At 45.3% G+C, this 12,577-nt stretch carries 13 protein-coding genes, 1 tRNA gene and 1 rRNA gene; 5 read left to right on the forward strand and 10 right to left on the reverse strand.

Annotation, left to right across the window (positions count from 1 at the left end; genetic code table 11):
* Window positions 1–55: 55 nt before the first annotated feature.
* Together ACG3M1_RS18300 and ACG3M1_RS18305 are read right to left on the reverse strand one after the other, a co-directional pair.
* Window positions 56–1,595, reverse strand: a 16S ribosomal RNA gene (locus ACG3M1_RS18300).
* Window positions 1,596–1,837: 242 nt separating this feature from the next.
* On the reverse strand, window positions 1,838–2,383 hold the full coding sequence (locus tag ACG3M1_RS18305) for a DUF402 domain-containing protein (protein WP_002607666.1): 546 nt from the start codon (window positions 2,381–2,383) through the stop codon (window positions 1,838–1,840).
* A 133-nt stretch (window positions 2,384–2,516) separates the two neighbouring features.
* On the opposite strand from ACG3M1_RS18305, the gene ACG3M1_RS18310 reads away from it, so the two are divergent.
* The 3 genes from ACG3M1_RS18310 (at window position 2,517) to ACG3M1_RS18320 (ending at window position 3,637) form a co-directional block, all read left to right on the forward strand.
* The gene (locus tag ACG3M1_RS18310; protein ID WP_002607667.1) at window positions 2,517–2,708 is read left to right on the forward strand and encodes a hypothetical protein; all 192 of its coding nucleotides are present in this window, start codon (window positions 2,517–2,519) and stop codon (window positions 2,706–2,708) included.
* 1 nt (window position 2,709) lies between these two features.
* Complete coding sequence (locus ACG3M1_RS18315; RefSeq protein ID WP_008818765.1) at window positions 2,710–2,991, forward strand: spore coat protein; 282 nt, start codon at window positions 2,710–2,712, stop codon at window positions 2,989–2,991.
* 193 nt (window positions 2,992–3,184) lie between these two features.
* Window positions 3,185–3,637, forward strand: a complete 453-nt coding sequence (locus ACG3M1_RS18320; RefSeq protein WP_008818764.1) for a GAF domain-containing protein — start codon at window positions 3,185–3,187, stop codon at window positions 3,635–3,637.
* Here ACG3M1_RS18320 and ACG3M1_RS18325 read toward each other — a convergent pair.
* The 8 genes from ACG3M1_RS18325 to thrC form a co-directional block, all read right to left on the reverse strand.
* Window positions 3,625–4,434 (reverse strand): aminoglycoside N(3)-acetyltransferase, encoded by an 810-nt coding sequence (locus ACG3M1_RS18325; protein ID WP_008818763.1) that lies wholly within the window; start codon window positions 4,432–4,434, stop codon window positions 3,625–3,627. The genes ACG3M1_RS18320 and ACG3M1_RS18325 overlap by 13 nt on opposite strands.
* Complete coding sequence (locus ACG3M1_RS18330) at window positions 4,404–4,838, reverse strand: thioredoxin fold domain-containing protein (RefSeq protein ID WP_008818762.1); 435 nt, start codon at window positions 4,836–4,838, stop codon at window positions 4,404–4,406. The genes ACG3M1_RS18325 and ACG3M1_RS18330 overlap by 31 nt, the downstream gene beginning before the upstream one ends.
* A gap of 466 nt (window positions 4,839–5,304) precedes the next feature.
* A tRNA-Thr gene (locus tag ACG3M1_RS18335) sits at window positions 5,305–5,378 on the reverse strand.
* Window positions 5,379–5,454: 76 nt separating this feature from the next.
* Entirely contained in the window at window positions 5,455–6,024 is a 570-nt protein-coding gene (locus tag ACG3M1_RS18340) for a Maf family protein (RefSeq protein WP_008818745.1), read from the reverse strand.
* Window positions 6,017–6,739 carry a TIGR01906 family membrane protein gene (locus tag ACG3M1_RS18345; protein ID WP_008818744.1) on the reverse strand — a complete coding sequence of 241 codons (723 nt, stop codon included), beginning with the start codon at window positions 6,737–6,739 and terminating at the stop codon, window positions 6,017–6,019. The genes ACG3M1_RS18340 and ACG3M1_RS18345 overlap by 8 nt, the downstream gene beginning before the upstream one ends.
* A gap of 362 nt (window positions 6,740–7,101) precedes the next feature.
* On the reverse strand, window positions 7,102–7,536 hold the full coding sequence (locus ACG3M1_RS18350; protein ID WP_002607733.1) for an ACT domain-containing protein: 435 nt from the start codon (window positions 7,534–7,536) through the stop codon (window positions 7,102–7,104).
* Window positions 7,536–8,417: a homoserine kinase gene (gene thrB / locus ACG3M1_RS18355; protein ID WP_054343756.1), complete on the reverse strand. Its 882-nt coding sequence runs from the start codon at window positions 8,415–8,417 to the stop codon at window positions 7,536–7,538. The genes ACG3M1_RS18350 and thrB overlap by 1 nt, the downstream gene beginning before the upstream one ends.
* On the reverse strand, window positions 8,410–9,903 hold the full coding sequence (gene thrC / locus ACG3M1_RS18360; RefSeq protein ID WP_009270478.1) for a threonine synthase: 1,494 nt from the start codon (window positions 9,901–9,903) through the stop codon (window positions 8,410–8,412). The genes thrB and thrC overlap by 8 nt, the downstream gene beginning before the upstream one ends.
* A 117-nt stretch (window positions 9,904–10,020) precedes the next feature.
* Here thrC and ACG3M1_RS18365 point away from each other — a divergent pair, with 117 nt between their 5' ends.
* On the forward strand, window positions 10,021–11,202 hold the full coding sequence (locus ACG3M1_RS18365; RefSeq protein ID WP_009588858.1) for a homoserine dehydrogenase: 1,182 nt from the start codon (window positions 10,021–10,023) through the stop codon (window positions 11,200–11,202).
* Between the two features lie 4 nt (window positions 11,203–11,206).
* Window positions 11,207–12,517: an aspartate kinase gene (locus tag ACG3M1_RS18370; protein ID WP_002607737.1), complete on the forward strand. Its 1,311-nt coding sequence runs from the start codon at window positions 11,207–11,209 to the stop codon at window positions 12,515–12,517.
* Window positions 12,518–12,577 lie beyond the last annotated feature (60 nt).

The following is a 12,577-nucleotide window of genomic DNA, read 5'->3' on the forward strand; positions in this document are numbered from 1 at the left end:
TTCCAAAACTGAACAGGAAATGTTCGATAACTCTTCTTTTGTACTTTCTCCTTAGAAAGGAGGTGATCCATCCCCACGTTCCCGTAGGGATACCTTGTTACGACTTAACCCCAGTCATCGGTCCTACCTTCGACGGCTCACTCCTTACGGTTATGCCACCGGCTTCGGGTATTACTGACTCCCATGGTTTGACGGGCGGTGTGTACAAGGCCCGAGAACGTATTCACCGCAGCATGCTGATCTGCGATTACTAGCGATTCCGACTTCATGAAGTCGAGTTGCAGACTTCAATCCGAACTGAGACGACCTTTATGAGATTCGCTTCACATCACTGTGTCGCTGCTCTTTGTGGTCGCCATTGTAGTACGTGTGTAGCCCAGGCCATAAGGGGCATGATGATTTGACGTCATCCCCACCTTCCTCCGGTTTGTCACCGGCAGTCTCGCATGAGTCCCCAACTTGATGCTGGTAACATGCGACAAGGGTTGCGCTCGTTGCGGGACTTAACCCAACATCTCACGACACGAGCTGACGACAACCATGCACCACCTGTGTGATCCATAATTATCTCTCTATCTCTAGAGCCTTTGCATCCATGTCAAGGCCTGGTAAGGTTCTTCGCGTTGCTTCGAATTAAACCACATACTCCACCGCTTGTGCGGGCCCCCGTCAATTCCTTTGAGTTTCACACTTGCGTGCATACTCCCCAGGCGGAGAACTTATTGCGTTAACTGCAGCACTGAATTCCTCCAACACTTAGTTCTCATCGTTTACGGCGTGGACTACTAGGGTATCTAATCCTATTTGCTCCCCACGCTTTCGTGCCTCAGTGTCAGTTACAGACCAGGCGACCGCCTTCGCCACTGGTGTTCCTCCATATATCTACGCATTTTACCGCTACACATGGAATTCCATCGCCCTCTTCTGCACTCCAGCATACCAGTTTCCATAGCTTACAATGGTTGAGCCATTGCCTTTTACTACAGACTTAGTACGCCACCTACGCACCCTTTACGCCCAATGATTCCGGATAACGCTTGCCACCTACGTATTACCGCGGCTGCTGGCACGTAGTTAGCCGTGGCTTTCTGGTAAGCTACCGTCACTCCCATAGCATTTCCTCTATGATCCGTTCTTCACTTACAACAGAGCTTTACGATCCGAAGACCTTCTTCACTCACGCGGCATTGCTCGTTCAGGGTTCCCCCCATTGACGAAAATTCCCTACTGCTGCCTCCCGTAGGAGTTTGGGCCGTGTCTCAGTCCCAATGTGGCCGTTTACCCTCTCAGGCCGGCTACGCATCATCGCCTTGGTGGGCCGTTACCTCACCAACTAGCTAATGCGCCGCAGGTCCATCCATGTTCACGCCTTGATGGGCGCTTTAATATACTGAGCATGCGCTCTGTATACCTATCCGGTTTTAGCTACCGTTTCCAGCAGTTATCCCGGACACATGGGCAGGTTACCTACGTGTTACTCACCCGTTCGCCACTAAGTCTCTTTGGAAGCAAGCTTCCTAGAAACTTCGTTCGACTTGCATGTATTAGGCATGCCGCCAGCGTTCATCCTGAGCCAGGATCAAACTCTCCATTTGATTTAGCTCTAACGCATGACTTGCGTTTGAATTTCATTTTTGTTATCGTTATACCGAGAATATTGTTTTCTCAAATAATTGACGTTTCCTGTTCAGTTTTCAAAGACCGAAATTTCTATTTCGCGCGCCCTTGTTTCTCATCAGCGCTCGTATATAATACAACACATATCCCTGTGTGTCAACAGCTTTTTTTATTTTTTTGACTTTTTTGTTATATTTCTTTCATATACCGCATAGAAGCCTTATTTCATTCTTTTATCCTCATCCATATAGCGCAGGTATTTATCATACAATGCCGATATTTCCCGATGCTCAAATGGTGAATTTTGCAGACGGATATCCACCATCAGACGATCCAATCCGTGGTGGATTGCTTTATCCAGCTTTTGACTGTAGCCCATTTCCGCAGAATGCTCCTGATATTCATCCTCATCCAGCAGCGTAGTTTTCCCTGTTGGTGAAACCTTGACATCCAGATCATAATCAATATTCTTTATTGCTTCTCCGTCATACAGTGATGGAGATGCCAGATTGCAGTAATAATGGATACCCGATTTACGAATCATGCAGATGACATTGTACCACTTATCCGGATAAAAGAAGCAGATTGCCGGTTCTCTGGTCACCCACTTGCGTCCGTCCGATTCACTGACAAGTGTTTTATTGGTTACTGCAACAATACGCCGTTCATTCGCTTCGATAACATAACCCTTTGCCCAGGTTCTGTGAAGACTCCCATCATGCTTATAGCTCTGGATATATACATATTCTCTTTCTTGTATTTCCATGACGTCCTCCTGTGAGTATCTATTATAGCAGATAAAACCTTGAAAGCAAATGCATACAAGTGTAATTTTCCTACCATACTACTGTATGAAAGGAGATGTATGACTGATACATAGAGTCATACGAGTGAACACTATGCTGACACCAAAAGACGTATTGTATATGGAAGATATTCTGGATCAGACGCTTGTTTTGAATAAGCGTGTAGCCAATGATATCACAATGATTCAAAGTGAAGATGTTAAAACCTGTTTTGAGAACGTACAGGAAAAATTGAAGGAGCACTACCAGACATTACTGGCTATCCTGGAAAGTGAGGCAAAATAACATGGCTGATAAATCAAAGAGCTATGGCGATAAGGATATCGCTACCAACCTGCTTGTTACATTAAAGCATATGAAGGCGGAATTAAATACCTTTACACAGGAAGCAAGCAATGATGAGCTGTTTACAAAAATCGATGAGGTTTATACCTGTGTATCCACTCTGCAAAGAGATGTCTTCAATATGATGACAGCTCAGGGCTGGTATAAAATGACTGCTGAATCAGCAAAAAACATTTCCAAGGCTTATACGAAGTTTTCTAAAAGTGAAAGTGAGTTATCCTAATAGGAATGATTCACGCAATCACGCGTCATTGATAAAGCTGTAAATATAGGAAGAAATAATTTCTTACATGGAAATTTATTTCTTCTTTTTATTTATGCCTGTTACTTGAAGCGCTATGAGTTTCCATAGATAACTGCTTTTTCTTTTTATACTTTCATGATACGATATCTTATATATTAAGAGAGGTCGAATTATGAAAGAGAAAAAGTATGAATTGATTCTGCAGCAGCTGCAAGCCTTGCTGGAGGGAGAGCATGATATGATTGCAAACATGGCAAATATGGCAGCCTTATTATTCCATGAGCTTCCGGATTTGAATTGGGCGGGATTTTATCTTATGAAAAATAACGAGCTTGTTCTCGGTCCGTTTCAAGGCAAGGCAGCCTGTATGCATATCCCGTCAGGCAAAGGGGTTTGCGGAACCTGCGCGCTGCAACGCTGTACACAGCTGGTAGAAAATGTACACACCTTCCCCAGCCATATTGCCTGTGACAGTGCAAGCAACTCAGAAATCGTGGTACCATTGATAAAAGAAAACACCCTGCTGGGTGTTTTGGATGTAGATTCACCTATCCTAGCCAGATTCGATACCATAGATCAGCATTATCTGGAGCAGGCTGTAGCAATATTGCTTCAGTCTCTGTGAATATGGAAATAGGCCGTGGCTAGCGTAATAGCTTCTCTGGCAGAGAACATGCGGCAGCGTCCGTTCCCAATGTAAGAGGTTTTCACAACGCTTCGCTCTTCCATTGCTTCTCCGATTTCGGAGAAGCTTTTTGTATGATAATCCAGATCAAGCATATCCTTCCATATGGTCTGTTTATTATTTTCTATAGGAGCACTTACCAGACGGATGGGAAGCTGATCTCCCGAATAGCGGGCAAGATGAAACATGCTACAGCTTTCATATTCACAGCCGAGCAGTATGGTATATCCATTGAATTCCACAATTTTACCAAGTGGAGAATCCTTACTGAGTCCAAAATGCAAAGGGTGACGATCACAAATCAGCTTCGCATATTTGCCCCATGCCGCAAAGCTGTACAATGGATGATAGGAACGCACAACTCCTTCATTGCGAAGAAACTGTAGTGAAAGCGCATCCTGGGGCGCACTCAGTTTTCGATCAAACGGAAAAGAAGACGCACGCACATCATCCCAGTAAACACGTTCCACCGTTTTTTTCTGGCAGGATGGATCAAGCAGCTGAGGAGTAAAGGTTGGCATGACCAGTGTACCCTCATAGCCGACGGCATCGATCAGAGCTTCTATCAGCGCCTGCTCACCGCCAATTAAATAGCCCAGTCTCTGCAGGTCTGCCTGAACCAGAAGTACCATTCCCTTCTGTATCCCCAGTGACATGAGCTGCTGTACGATTTCCTCTTTTGAAGAAACCGTTGCAGTATCCTGATTTAATGTAGTAAATGCAGATCGTTCAGCCATTTTAACAAGTCCTTCTTTTCCAGATAACCTTCTTTGCTATTTTCAGGCAGCAGACTTCCCTGATAAAAGTAAAAGGTTGACGGCAGGCTTTGAATTTTTCCTGTCGTTATTTGCAGTTCTTCAACAGCCTGCTTGATGTCCGTATCTTCTTCGTTGGTATCCATCTTGAGATAATAGATTTCAAACGGTGTTTCTTCTTCTATCTCCTGTATCACTTTTTCATACTCATCACAGGAATAGCAGTTATCCGAGGTGATATACAGCATGAAGGAATTCTTTTTCGGATCCTGCAGTCTGACTAAAACTTCCTGAGGAGTCAGTTCAATCGGTTCTCCCTCATGATCTTTACCGCATCCCTGCAAGAAAAACATCATGCAAAACAGACAGAGCAGTACTTTCTTCATGAACAGCTACACCTCGCTTTCTGGTTTTATTTTACCACAGAATATGCATTCTCTGCTATTTTTTTCAGTAATCCACAGAAAAAGTCACCCTGCGATCGTTTTTGGTGGGGAAATGAATACGCAGAATGACTATCTGAAGTATAGCATACAATGAAGGATGAAAATAATCATTTGCTCAAGCTGCATTTTATTCAGCAGCTTTTGGTCTGCATCACTGCCCTGATCGTATGTGAGGTTTCATACGAATTCATCCCCCTATAAGCGGTTTATCAAATATATATGGTCATTCTTCATTGTTTTCATAAAAGCCCTACCGAAATCCATGCAGTGGAAATCCCTAGATCACCTCTGGAATTCCACAGAAGACTGGTTCAACACAAAGCTAAGCACTTTTTTCGTGATTTCTTTCGTCCTTTTTACTTTCAGGCATTAAAAAAGCCTTTATTTAAAGGCTTAACTTACTTTATGGTGCCGGTACCCAGAATTGAACTGAGCGCTGAGCATTACCATTGCTCTGTATTACCACTATACTATACCGGCAGGTATGCTTTATGATTGGAAAGCTATTATATTATAATAGGCATTGCCGATTTTTTCAACCATAAAACAAAATTTTTTAGTTTTTTTCCAGATACGCTTTCAGGTGTCGGTAAACTGCAGCAATCGGCAGCCCCATAACATTGAAATAATCTCCACGTAGTTCTCGCACAAACAGCTTCCCCATTCCCTGAATTCCATAGGCTCCAGCTTTATCATATGGCTCATTGCTGTCAAGATATCGCTCTAGCAGTTCTTCCTCAAGCTCATAGAAGGTCACGCTTGTTTTTTCATGAAAAAGCTCAGCTTTTCCTTTCCAAACAATAGCCACACCGCTGACAACCGTATGAGTTTTACCGCTTAGCTGCTTCAGCATACGATAGGCATCCTCCCGATTCTCCGGCTTGCCCATCATTTGATCTTTGAAGCACACCATCGTATCCGCACCAAGAACAACAGCCTCGGGGTGCTGTTCCCATACGGTAAGTGCCTTCTGTCTGGCTATCTGTTCGATTGCAGAAGCAATCGGCAGGGAACGGTCAAAATTTTCCTCACAATCCGCAGCAACAATATCAAAGGGATACGATAGGTCTTGTAACAGCTCCTGTCTTCTGGGAGAAGCGCTTGCAAGAATCAGACGTCTAGTCATGATGCAGTTCTCCATGAAGCTTATGAAGCTGATGTCTCAGGAAAAGATAGCAGAATACAAACAGCCCGATGAACCCGGTCGCAAACATACCCACGATACGAAATACCATCGAGGAAAAGAATTGTGCTGGAAACAAATTGATCATCAGGTCGGTTGCCGGATTCAGCAGCCACAGATCATTGCGGAATGCCAGCTTGTGGAAGGTAGTCCAAAATGCATCAAAATCAACATACGCCCAGCCTGCCAGCATTGCGAAAAACACCGCTGCCAATATCGCCGTTTTCATATAATTGATACTAAAAATCGTCAGCATTCCACTTTTCAAGCGTACCGCCATGTACACCAGAGAAAGCACAAGCAGAATGATCGCAACATTTCTCAACACCATGGCAAACCGGTACAGGTTGCGTACATCGACCATATGGGAGGATTCTCTCGCATTGAAAGCCTTGGTCTCCGTCCCCTTAACCGCTACGGTGACATCAATATTATCCCGACGGTCCTGCAGATAATCCAGCAGTGCATCCGTTGCCTTGTTGAGATCCTTCTCCGTCATCCCTAAAGACTGTGCAGTTTCCAGTGATGCATATTCCGTTTTATAAAAACCCTTATTGAAGCAATTTATGTTTATACTCGTAACCAGTAGAATCACGATTGTGCAGACAGCAGCAGTGTATGCCGCCAATGTCGTTAGTTTTTCTAACAGCTGTTTCATAGGATACTCCTTATATATTAAATGGCTTTTTATATCGTACCATATTTCAGAAAAAAAGAAAATCACCTTTTTTTAAAATCAGACATTTACAAAGCAAAGCACGCTGCTGTACACAGAGCAATTTCCCATACAGAAAGGAAACCATGGAGGATACTCCTGCAAGTACGAGTCTACTGTCACAGGATGGCTTTGTTCCCCCCTTATCCCAGCTAGTACATACAACATAGATTGAGAAAATAACCACAGCTCCTGATTCGGAACATCTATCGCCATGCAATAAAAAGCGTCAGCATGGAAAAAGCGGGATTCCCCGCTTTCTAATCATCCTGTGCAATGATTCTTATCCGCACATTCCGGTCACGTTATTCTACAGCAATCAGACGCAGATTGCTTACACCGCGGCAGCTGCGCAGACGCTCCAGTAGCTCATCGATGGATACCGCCATTTCGCATAAATCAAAGGACAGTACCACCGACGCCCACTCATGAATCGGAATATTCTGATTGATGGTCAATATATTGGCATTGACGCTCGACATCGTGTTCAGTACCTCTGACAAAATCCCTTTGTCATGATGCAGCATAAGAGATATCACAGCCTTTCGCTCACTCATTCCCTGAGCTGGCAGAAAAACATAGTCCTTATATTTATAATATGTTCCGCGGCTGATTCCGACACGCTTGACAGCCTCGCTCACCTGCTTTACCTCACCGTTTTGCAGCAGGGAGCGCGCTTCAATGACCTTGTCCAGCACATCCGGCAGAATCGTACTGTCTACAATATAGTATTTCTCCATCAGCATACCTCGCTTTGCACACCGTCATAGGTCGCACGCAGAATACGAGCATCCCAGGATGGATACTGATTCTTTATTTTTTCAACAAGCACACGGGCTGCCGCTTCCTCCTGGGTCAGAGCGATCATCGTCGATCCGCTTCCGGATATATACATGGTAATCATATCCGTTTCCCTGCACAGACTGCGGACATTCTCATATTCCATAATCAATTTCTTGCGGTAGGGCTCCTGCATCTGATCTGTGCAGGCTTTTCTCATAATCATGGCATTCCCGATTTCCATCGCCTTTGCCAATGCCGCACAGTGCCCCATCTGATAGACAGCGTCCCGATACCTCATGGTATCCGGTAAAACCTCCCGTGCCGCTTTGGTGCTTACCTCATAATCGGGAATCATTGTCACAAACAGCAAATCGCGTTTTACACCGTAACGAATCATATTCGGCTTCCCGTCTTCCATGAAGGAAACGCACAGACCGCCAAAGATGGCCGGAGCAATATTATCCGGATGTCCCTCCATCTGTGTCGCCAGATCAAAGAGCTCATAGCGGTTCATGCGGTTATGAAACAGGGCATTCGCTCCAGCAAGTCCTGCGACGATACAGGTTGCGCTGCTGCCAAGTCCTCTGGCATAGGGAATATCGGTATCCACGGTGATGCGGATTCCCGAAACGCTTTCCCCCATATACTGGAGCCCCTTTACAAATGCCTGATAAAACAGATTCTCTTCATTGCAGTAGGCTTCTTCACAGCCCGCAATTTCCAAGCCCTCTGCAATCACCTCAAAGGTCACGGTCGCAAAATCGTCAAGCGCCAGGCCAAGACAGTCATAGCCGACTCCCAGATTCGCACTTGTTGCCGGAACACGTACCTTAACCATGGAATATTTCCTCCCCGATGGTTTCCACAAAGGAAGGCATATCATCCTTATCAATCAGGTGGCTGTGCAAAATGTCCATTTTCGCAAGCTCTGCCAGCGGCTTCGGCATCGCAGAACCGCTTTTCTGCTGCAGCATTTCCATACAGGCAAACTCATCCTGGATTGTTTCATTAAACAAAGCCTCGTAAACAGCCGGTGCAAATTTGTATGGACTGGCTGTGGAAAGCAACACACATTTATGCATGGAATCCTCTTTTTCATAATCCTTCATCACCTTGTAGGCGATTGCCGTATGCGGATCCATAACATAACCGCTCTGTTCATAAAATTCACGCATACTCTGTGCACATGCCGCATCATCACAATAGCCGCCCGCAAAATCTTCACGGACAGAGGTGAAAATGTCCTCACGCACCTGATAGCGTCCTGTTGCTTCCAGCTCGTTCATTAGCTGTGCGATATAGTCAGCATCCTTGCCGCTCTTGTAGTAAAGCAGCCGCTCCAGGTTGCTGGAAATCAGTATATCCATACTCGGAGAGATGGTTTTATAGAACGGACGGTTTCGATCGTAGACACCGTCCTTTAAAAAGTCAAAGAGTACATTATTGGAATTGGATGCCACGATAAATTTGTTTACCGGCAAGCCCATCAGCTTGGCATAGTAACCGGCAAGCACATTCCCATAGTTTCCTGTCGGCACACAGAAATTCACTTTTTCCCCAAATGTGATTTCCTTTGTCCGTACCATTTCCTTATATGCATACACATAATATACAACCTGCGGAATCAGTCTACCGATATTGATGGAGTTCGCGCTGGATAAGGTGATACCCTTTTCCTTCAGCCGTGCAGACAGCTGTGCATTCTGAAAGATCCGCTTCACATTGGACTGGGCATCATCGAAGTTACCCCTGATGGCACAGACACAGGTATTGCTTCCTTTGGTGGTTATCATCTGCAGACGCTGAATATTGGATACACCCTCATCCGGATAGAAGACCGTGATTCCGGTACGCGGCACATCCAAAAAGCCCTCAAGGGCAGCCTTACCGGTGTCACCGCTGGTTGCGGTTAAAATCATGACATGTTCATCGGGATGCTGCTGCAGGGATTTGCTCATCAGCTGCGGAAGCATGCGTAGCCCCACATCCTTAAAGGCGCAGGTAGGACCATGAAACAGCTCCAGAATATTGGTGTTCCCCGCCTTATGAAGCGGCGTGATGTGTTCATCTCTGAATTTGCCCTTATAGGCATTTTCCACACAGTCCTTTACTTCTTCCTCGGTAAAATCCGGTAACAGCAGCTGCAGAACAGTTTCCGCCATCTGCTCATAGGTCATCTGCATCATATCCTGCAGCGGCAGACGCAGCGTATCCAGCGCATCATAGACAAACAGACCGCCATCCTCTGCAATTCCCTTTACGACCGCTTCCTTGGGTGTGCGCGCCAGCGCTTTGTTTCTCGTACTTGTATATATTTTCTCCATGTTCCAATCTCCTTCTTTTTCGTCTTGCAATTCTTTTTTTACTATGATACAATGTTCGCAATAAAAAAACAAGTGTTTTTGAAACAAAGACACAAAAATTTATTGAGGAGGAATTATATGAATATAGCAATACTCGGTTATGGAACCGTTGGCTCGGGAGTAAAGGAAATTATTGATCACGCGGTAACAAAAAGCACCAAACAGTTGCACGTATCCTATATACTGATTCGTAAGGGAAAAGCGAAAACACTTCCTTACATGTGTGATGATATCCAGACGATTTTACAGGATACTTCTGTGGATGTCATCGTGGAAACGATGGGTGGTCTTGAGCCTGCCCACACGTATATTCTGCAGGCATTGAAAAGCGGCAAGCATGTCGTTACAGCCAACAAAGCGGTAATCGCAGCTTATTTGAAGGAGTTCACAGATGTCGCAAGAGAGCACAATGTCCGCATTTACTATGAAGCAAGCACCGGAGGTGGAATTCCCTGGATTGAAGGACTGGCAAAGGCGATGCGAATCGATGAGGTTGACCGCATTCACGGTATTTTCAATGGTACCAGCAATTATATTCTGGATCACATGCAGCGCTACCATGCATCCTTTGAGGATATTCTGAAGGAAGCGCAGGAGCTGGGCTATGCGGAGGCAGACCCAAGCGCTGATATCGACGGCTATGATATCTGCAACAAGCTGCGTATTTCTGCCAGCCTTGCTTATGACTACCATGTTCCGGATACCTTCCCGGTTTTCGGCATCCGCAATATCACGAAGCAGGACGTATCGTATTTTTCATCTTTGGGCTATGCTGTACGTCTGATTGCCAAAACCCGGCGCAACGCCAACCGTTATGGCTGTGTTGTTGAGCCGGTGTTGTTTGAAGCCGGTTCTCTGGAAAGCAACACACAGGACAATTACAATCTGATTACCCTGCATGGGAAAACCATTGGAGATTTAAAGTTTTTCGGTCAGGGTGCCGGAAAGCTTCCGACTGCCAACGCCATTGTACAGGATCTGATTGACCTCAAGGAAGGCGTTTGTCACATGGATCCTTCCTTCACCAATACGATGAGCTATGATGAGACACTGTGTCTGCGTGATTATATCCTGCGTGCAGATGAGGCGGCACGTGATGAGCTGCAGGATTTCAGCTATGAGGTGAAAACCTTTGAAGGGCAGGAGTATCTGCATATTCAGAAGGCTGAGGTATATGAAATGCATCAGGTGATGGAACGGATGCTGAAGACAGATGTCCATGCCTTTATGGCCAGCATCTATGAAAGGGAGGATGACTAGCAGTATGATGAAAATAACAAAATTTGGCGGTTCGTCGGTTGCGAATGCACAGCAGTTCCGCAAGGTGAAGCATATCATTGAAAGCGATCCGGCCCGGCGCTTTGTCGTTGTCAGTGCATCCGGACGTGAGCATAAGAAGGATAATAAGGTGACCGATCTGCTGTATCTGATTGAGGCCCATTTAAAATACAGCGTCGATCATTTATCCCTGTTTCATCTGATAGAGGAGCGCTTTATTTCCATTAAGAATGATCTTGGGCTGAGCTATCCGATTGAGGAGGACCTCGCAAAGCTGAAAGGACAGCTGAATAAGACAATGTCCACGGATTATCTGGTTTCACGAGGAGAATATCTGACTGCTAAGCTGATGGCGGAGTATCTTGGCTTTCCATTTGTGGATGCAAAGGATATCATCACCTTCCGTTATGATGGGAAAATTGATTTTGATGCGACAAAGTACCGAATGGATAATACAATGAAGAAGCTGGACCGTTTTGTCATTCCCGGCTTCTATGGCGCACTGCCGGATGGTACCGTGCGTACAATGTCACGTGGTGGAAGTGATATTACGGGTTCAATTCTGGCGGATATTCTGAATGCGGATATGTATGAGAACTGGACAGATGTTTCCGGCATACTGATGGCTGACCCGAGAATTGTCCACCATCCAAAACGCATCAACACCATCACCTACTCCGAGTTGCGTGAGCTTTCCTATATGGGGGCAAGTGTTCTGCATGAGGAGGCGATTTTTCCGGTAAAGGAAAAAAACATCCCGATCAACATCCTGAATACCAATCATCCGGAGGAGGGTGGTACCATCATCGTGGAGAAAGATGATCATCCAAGCGAGCAGATGATTACCGGTATCGCAGGGAAGAAGAATTTCACCGTTATTGCCATTTATAAAAACCACATGTCGGATGAAGTCGGCATTATCCGCCGTGCGCTGGAAATCTGTGAGAATTACCGGATCAGCATCGAGCATATTCCAAGCGGGATCGATTCCTTCAGCATCGTTGTCAATTCCGAGGATGTGAAGGATATCATTTACGATATGGTGGGCGATATGAAGAAAGCCTGCAATGCCGATGAAATCAAAATTATCGATAATATTTCCCTGATTGCCACGGTTGGCCGTCAGATGATGTACCGTCCGGGAATCAGCGGGAAGCTGTTTGCTGTGCTGGGAAAGAATAATATCAATATTCGCATGATTGCTCAGGGGACGGATGAAATGAATATCATCGTCGGTGTGGAAAACAAGGATTACGAGAAGACAGTGGAAACCATCTACAACAATTTTGTCGTTTAGACACACCGCATGCTTCACAATTCGCGCATACAGAACATATAGATAGAATATGAGGAGAGA

Origin of the sequence: Clostridium sp. 10cd*, assembly GCF_044336395.1 — a bacterium.
GTDB classification, from domain to species: domain Bacteria; phylum Bacillota_I; class Bacilli_A; order Erysipelotrichales; family Erysipelotrichaceae; genus Clostridium_AQ; species Clostridium_AQ innocuum.

Bases quoted from the DNA above. Each gene is read 5' to 3' on its own strand.
- ACG3M1_RS18310 (WP_002607667.1), top strand. From the start codon at position 2,517: ATGCTGACACCAAAAGACGTATTGTATATGGAAGATATTCTGGATCAG.
- ACG3M1_RS18330 (WP_008818762.1), bottom strand. From the start codon at position 4,838: ATGAAGAAAGTACTGCTCTGTCTGTTTTGCATGATGTTTTTCTTGCAG.
- ACG3M1_RS18350 (WP_002607733.1), bottom strand. From the start codon at position 7,536: ATGGAGAAATACTATATTGTAGACAGTACGATTCTGCCGGATGTGCTG.
- ACG3M1_RS18305 (WP_002607666.1), bottom strand. From the start codon at position 2,383: ATGGAAATACAAGAAAGAGAATATGTATATATCCAGAGCTATAAGCAT.
- thrB (WP_054343756.1), bottom strand. From the start codon at position 8,417: ATGGTTAAGGTACGTGTTCCGGCAACAAGTGCGAATCTGGGAGTCGGC.
- ACG3M1_RS18370 (WP_002607737.1), top strand. From the start codon at position 11,207: ATGATGAAAATAACAAAATTTGGCGGTTCGTCGGTTGCGAATGCACAG.
- ACG3M1_RS18340 (WP_008818745.1), bottom strand. From the start codon at position 6,024: ATGACTAGACGTCTGATTCTTGCAAGCGCTTCTCCCAGAAGACAGGAG.
- ACG3M1_RS18365 (WP_009588858.1), top strand. From the start codon at position 10,021: ATGAATATAGCAATACTCGGTTATGGAACCGTTGGCTCGGGAGTAAAG.
- ACG3M1_RS18345 (WP_008818744.1), bottom strand. From the start codon at position 6,739: ATGAAACAGCTGTTAGAAAAACTAACGACATTGGCGGCATACACTGCT.
- ACG3M1_RS18320 (WP_008818764.1), top strand. From the start codon at position 3,185: ATGAAAGAGAAAAAGTATGAATTGATTCTGCAGCAGCTGCAAGCCTTG.
- thrC (WP_009270478.1), bottom strand. From the start codon at position 9,903: ATGGAGAAAATATATACAAGTACGAGAAACAAAGCGCTGGCGCGCACA.
- ACG3M1_RS18315 (WP_008818765.1), top strand. From the start codon at position 2,710: ATGGCTGATAAATCAAAGAGCTATGGCGATAAGGATATCGCTACCAAC.
- ACG3M1_RS18325 (WP_008818763.1), bottom strand. From the start codon at position 4,434: ATGGCTGAACGATCTGCATTTACTACATTAAATCAGGATACTGCAACG.